The organism is Flavobacterium aquidurense (assembly GCF_002217195.1).
Taxonomy (GTDB): domain Bacteria; phylum Bacteroidota; class Bacteroidia; order Flavobacteriales; family Flavobacteriaceae; genus Flavobacterium; species Flavobacterium frigidimaris.
Genome location: NZ_MUGR01000008.1, coordinates 80,396 through 86,395 on the forward strand (window position 1 = coordinate 80,396; position 6,000 = coordinate 86,395).

The window sequence follows — 6,000 nt, forward strand, 5'->3', positions numbered from 1 at the left end:
ATTTAGTGCAATTTATTACATAATCGTCATTCAAAAGCATATATTTTTATTATTTACGCTTTTTAAGACTATTTATATTACACAATTGAGAAATTAAATATATTTTTGTGCAATCGATTACAATTGACCAGGTAATTTCGATACCCAAAAAACCACAATTATGAAAAAAAAACTACTTATTATGACTTGTCTGCTACTTTGTTTACATACATGGGCACAGCAAGTAACAATTAATGAAGCTTCAGGCTGGTTAGAATCTGCCTTTGTAAAATGGCAGCCTGTGAGCAACGCACAATCCTATAATGTCTATTATACCGGCAATGGTTTTGTTGACAAAAAAATAGACGATCAACTGATCAGAAGTTACGGGTCTTATTACAGAGCTGATGTTCCGGGTCTTAAAGCCGGAACCTATACTATCAAAGTAAAACCTGTAATCTCAGGAACAGAAGGATCAGGATCTGCGACAAGTAATTTAACCGTTTTACCCCAAGATCGTAATGGATTTGCTTTTGACGGAGGCAGAGTTCCGGGTGGTTATAATGCAGACGGAACTCCAAAAACTGGTGCCGTAATTCTGTACATCACTCCAAATACAAAAAACACAATATCGATAGACATAACGGGTGCAAGTTCAAATCCGTGTGTGGGTTTACAAAATATTTTATATGCCATCAAAAAAGGAAAAGATACCCGCCCGTTTATCATTCGTCTTATCGGGAATATCACTGATATGACTGTAATGGAAGGCGGAGATATTGTAATCGAAAACTCTAATAATGCTTCCAGTTATATTACTATAGAAGGTGTTGGTACAGATGCTGTTGCCAATGGTTGGGGAATACGTCTTAAATCTGCCTCTAATATCGAAGTCAGCAATCTGGGATTTATGAATTGTGACAGCACAGCGGGCGATAATGTTGGAATGCAGCAAAGTAACGATCACGTTTGGGTTCATAATTGCGATTTATTCTACGGAAATGCAGGTAGCGACGCTGACCAAATAAAAGGAGACGGAGCTTTAGACAATAAATCATCAACTTATATCACATTATCGTACAACCACTTTTGGGACAACGGAAAAGCAAGTCTTTTAGGATTAAGCGAAGGAACGACAACCGGTTTGTACATTACGTATCACCACAACTGGTTCGATCACTCTGATTCCCGTCATCCACGTGTTCGTTATTACTCCGCACATATCTACAATAATTATTATGATGGCGTTGCCAAATATGGAGCAGGATCGACTTTGGGATCGTCACTTTTTGTAGAAGGAAATTATTTCCGTAACAGCAAAAACCCAATGATGACTTCTCTTCAGGGAACTGACATTTGGGATGCTGCCAATCAGGTAAACAATGCCGGAACGATGGGAACTTTTTCCGGTGAGGCCGGAGGCTCAATTAAAGCCTTCAACAATACCTTTGATGCTGATATTGCAACAAACAGCATGCGTTTTGTAGGATATGGTGATACAAACCCTTTGTATAACATTTCAGGAAAAATAAGCTCCACAACTGACTTTGATGCTTATGTAGCAACTACAAGAGGTGAAACGGTAAGCAGCAATGTAAAGTCGAAATCCGGAGCAAATACCTATAACAACTTTGATACTGACGCTGCTTTATATGTAAAAAATTTAGTGATCGATCAGCCCACTGTCGCCAAAACAAAAACAACCCAATATGCAGGACGTGTTTCAGGAGGAGATTTAAAATGGACATTTGACAATAGTGTAGACGATAAGTCCTCTCTTGTCATTACAGCATTAAAATCAGCACTTACCAATTACACCGGAACATTAGTTGCTGTTCAGGGCGAAGGCACTCCTCCGGCAAATCCACAAGTGCTTACTTCTACAACAAACAACAATCAAACCGTAACAACTGGAACCGCGATTAGCCCTATTGTTTTTACCTGGTCCGGTAGCGCAACTGATGCAACAGTAACCGGATTGCCAGCATCCGGAATTAGCTTTGTGAAAAATACAACAGCAAAAACCATAACAATCACCGGAACTCCAACTGCAACATTATCCTACTCTATTACTACTATAGGAACCGGAACAGCAGCGACGGGATCGGGAACGATTACCGTATCAGCGGCAAGCAGTCAGACACTTACCACAACTTCTAACACCAATCAGGCGGTAGCAAGCGGAACCGCTATAAGTTCGATCGTTTTTACCTGGGGAGGAAGTGCAACAGATGCAACAGTTACCGGATTACCGGCATCAGGAATCAGTTTTGTAAAAAACAATACTGCAAAAACAATTACAATTTCCGGAACTCCAACTGCAACAGTATCCTATTCTATTGCTACAACAGGAACGGGAACAGCTGCTACGGGATCGGGAACAATTACCGTAACAACAAACAATCCCGGTACAGATCAGATTCATAATTTTACAGCTTCAGGAAAAACGAGTTCATTCTATAGTATTACCGGAAACATGAATTCTTCTCCGGGATCTGTAACTTATGCTGGACTAAATCTGACTGAACGTTTAAAAATTGAGTCAAGTACTTCAATTACTTACACAACGACAACTGCTTCAACATTGACTTTAGTATTTGATTCGAACTTTACCGGAACAGTTAAGATAGACAATGTTTCTTATACAGCTTCTGCAGGAATCGTTACGGCTTCAGTTACTTCCGGTTCGCACACCATCACAAAAGGATCTGTCGCTAATTTGTTCTACATCAGTACAAAATACAACAGCGGTACTGCAAGAATGGCCCAATCTGCACAAGTAGTTGAAAATGAAGAAATGACTGAAACTCAAAAAGTAATTCTTTATCCGAATCCTGTGGTTAATACTTTATCCGTATCAAATGCAACTCAGGAAATACAACAGATTTTAGTTTATAATTTGTTTGGTACATTAGTCAAAAAATCAGGAAAAGGAACTGAAACTATTGACTTAAGCCAATTAATTCCGGGAACTTATTTAGTAAAAGTAAAAACTAGTAATGGCTCGTTTAACCAAACGATTTTAAAGAAATAAACTTCATCCTAAAAAAATAAGGCTTCCAAAAATTGGAAGCCTTATTTTTTTATATCGAATCTAAAAGTAAATTTTACAAATCAAATTTGATTCCTTGCGCCAAAGGCAGACTCGTTGTATAATTGATTGTATTGGTTTGACGGCGCATATAAATTTTCCAGGCATCAGATCCTGATTCGCGTCCGCCACCGGTTTCTTTTTCACCACCAAAAGCACCACCAATCTCCGCTCCCGAAGTTCCGATGTTTACGTTTGCAATTCCGCAATCAGAACCTACAACAGATAAAAATCTTTCGGCTTCACGTAAATTATTGGTCATAATTGCTGATGATAAACCTTGTCCTACTCCATTTTGAAGTTCTATTGCATTGTCTACATCTCCGGAATATTTTATTAAGTATAAAACCGGAGCAAATGTTTCATGCTGCACAATAGCGTAGGCGTTTTGAGCCTCTGCAATTGCTGGTTTTACATAACAGCCGCTTTCATAACCTTCGCCTGAAAGTACTCCGCCTTCAACCAGAATTTTACCCCCTTCGGCAACTACTTTATTCAAAGCAATAGCATACATTTCAACCGCATGTGTGTCAATAAGCGGTCCAACATGGTTGTTTTCGTCAAGCGGGTTTCCAATGCGTAATTGTTTGTAAGCTGCAACTAAAGCATCTTTCACTTTATCATAAATACTTTCGTGAATGATCAAACGGCGTGTAGATGTGCAACGTTGTCCTGCAGTTCCTACTGCTCCAAAAACAGCACCAATAACGGTCATTTTAATATCAGCATCCGGCGTAACTATAATGGCGTTATTGCCACCCAACTCTAATAATGATTTTCCTAAACGTCCCGCAACAGCCTGTGCTACGATTTTCCCCATTCTGGTTGAACCTGTAGCAGAAATTAACGGAATTCTGGTATCCGCCGTCATTAATTCCCCTATTTGATAATCGCCGTTTATCAAGCATGAAATTCCTTCCGGCAAATTATTTTCTTTGATAACCTGCGCGATAATATTTTGACAGGCAATTCCGCAAAGAGGTGTTTTCTCAGAAGGTTTCCAGACGCAAACATCACCAGAAATCCATGCTAAAGCCGTATTCCATGACCAGACTGCCACCGGAAAATTGAATGCAGAAATGATTCCAACAACTCCCAAAGAATGGTATTGTTCGTACATGCGATGTCCGGGTCTTTCTGAATGCATTGTTAATCCGTGAAGCTGACGAGACAAACCAACTGCAAAATCACAGATGTCGATCATTTCCTGAACTTCTCCGTAACCCTCTTGCAATGATTTCCCCATTTCGTAAGAAACCAGTTTACCAAGAGCATCTTTATTTTCACGTAACTTTTGCCCAAACTGGCGAACAATTTCTCCACGTTGTGGCGCAGGAATCAAACGAAAAGTTTTAAAAGCCTCCGTTGCCGCCTGCATTACTTTTTCGTAATCCTGAGGTGTTGACATTTTTACTGAAGCAATTAATTTTCCGTCAACTGGCGAAAAACTATCTAAAACGTCTCCCGAAGAAAAATTTTGAATTCCCGTTGATGTTCCTTCATTTATCAATTTAATGCCCAATTTTTCTAGAGCCTCATTCATTCCAAATTGCGATGCTATTGTTGTCATTGTAACTTTTTTAGTTAAAAATGTTGTATTTATATGTAAAGATATTGTTTCAAGTTGAATTTCAACTGAAGCAACTTATAAAATCAAGTAAATTTAGGATTAATTAAAATGAATTAAAGGAATATATCCCTATTTATTCGTCTTAATTCAGGAACTTTGCATCAACAAAATTATTTAAATATGTCTGTTTTCAATCGGTTTTTGATCTGTTTCGTTTTAATTTCGTTTAATGCATTTTCTCAAAAAGAGCAAAGAGCTTCTTTTCAGGTTGTTCCTTTAGGAATAAAAGGCGGTATTGACGAAAAAAATCTTTCGGCATACTTAGTCGCTCCAACGAATACAAATGATTTTATTTCTCTGGATGCGGGAACTATAAATGCAGGAATCGAAAAAGCAATTGAAAACAAAGTTTTTAAAGTTTCAACCAGCGAGGTCTTACGAAAGTATATTAAAGGATATTTTATTTCTCACGCACACTTAGATCACGTTTCCGGTTTGATTATTAACTCTCCGGCCGATTCGTCCAAAACAGTTTATGCAACTGAAAAATGTATGGAGATGATGGAAAATCATTATTTTAATGACGAAACCTGGGCCAATTTTGGTGATAAAGGTCCCGGAACTCCGTTAAAAAAATATCATTTTCAGACTTTAAATATTGGGGAAGAAACTCCAATTACCAATACAGCCATGACGGTTAAGGCATTTCCGTTAAGTCATGTGAATCCGTTTGAGAGTACAGCTTTTTTAATTAAAAACGGAGATTCGTATGTGCTTTATTTAGGAGATACCGGACCTGATGCTGTAGAAAAAAGCGATAAACTAAAATCGCTCTGGACAGCGATTGCTCCTCTTGTAAAAACCAAACAACTGAAAGGGATTTTTATTGAAGTTTCTTTCCCAAATGAGCAACCCGACCAATTTTTGTTTGGACATTTAACGCCCAATTATTTAATGAAAGAACTTCACACTTTAGAAGATTTATCAGGAAAAGGAACTTTGAAAGGTTTTAATATTATCGTGACACATTTGAAACCACCAACCAAAAATATCATCAAACTTAAAGAACAATTGCAAAAGCAAAACGATCTTGGATTGAAAATTATTTATCCTGAACAAGGAAAAAAGTTTGAGTTGTAAACGAATTAATTAGCCACAGATTTCACAGATTAAAGGGATTTCGCCTTTTTTTGTCATTTCGACAAAGGAGAAATCACACTAGTTGATCGACAAAGATTGTTGACATTTTTTGCGGAGTTTCGAATGCGATTTCTTCGTAGAAATGACAGGATGACGTAAATTAAATTTTCTTATAAAACAGATTCCCCAGCCCCGATAGAAGTCTACCGTCTGGACATAT

General features: G+C 38.0%; 3 protein-coding genes. 2 read left to right on the forward strand and 1 reads right to left on the reverse strand.

What is annotated here, in order from left to right:
- Nucleotides 1-160: 160 nt before the first annotated feature.
- Nucleotides 161-3,013, forward strand: a complete 2,853-nt coding sequence (locus tag B0A67_RS05480) for a pectate lyase family protein (RefSeq protein ID WP_072955507.1) — start codon at nucleotides 161-163, stop codon at nucleotides 3,011-3,013.
- A 73-nt stretch (nucleotides 3,014-3,086) separates the two neighbouring features.
- Here the strand turns inward: B0A67_RS05480 and amaB are convergent, their stop codons facing one another.
- Entirely contained in the window at nucleotides 3,087-4,640 is a 1,554-nt protein-coding gene (gene amaB, locus B0A67_RS05485; RefSeq protein ID WP_072955510.1) for an L-piperidine-6-carboxylate dehydrogenase, read from the reverse strand.
- Nucleotides 4,641-4,820: 180 nt separating this feature from the next.
- On the opposite strand from amaB, the gene B0A67_RS05490 reads away from it, so the two are divergent.
- The gene (locus tag B0A67_RS05490; RefSeq protein WP_072955514.1) at nucleotides 4,821-5,780 is read left to right on the forward strand and encodes an MBL fold metallo-hydrolase; all 960 of its coding nucleotides are present in this window, start codon (nucleotides 4,821-4,823) and stop codon (nucleotides 5,778-5,780) included.
- Nucleotides 5,781-6,000 lie beyond the last annotated feature (220 nt).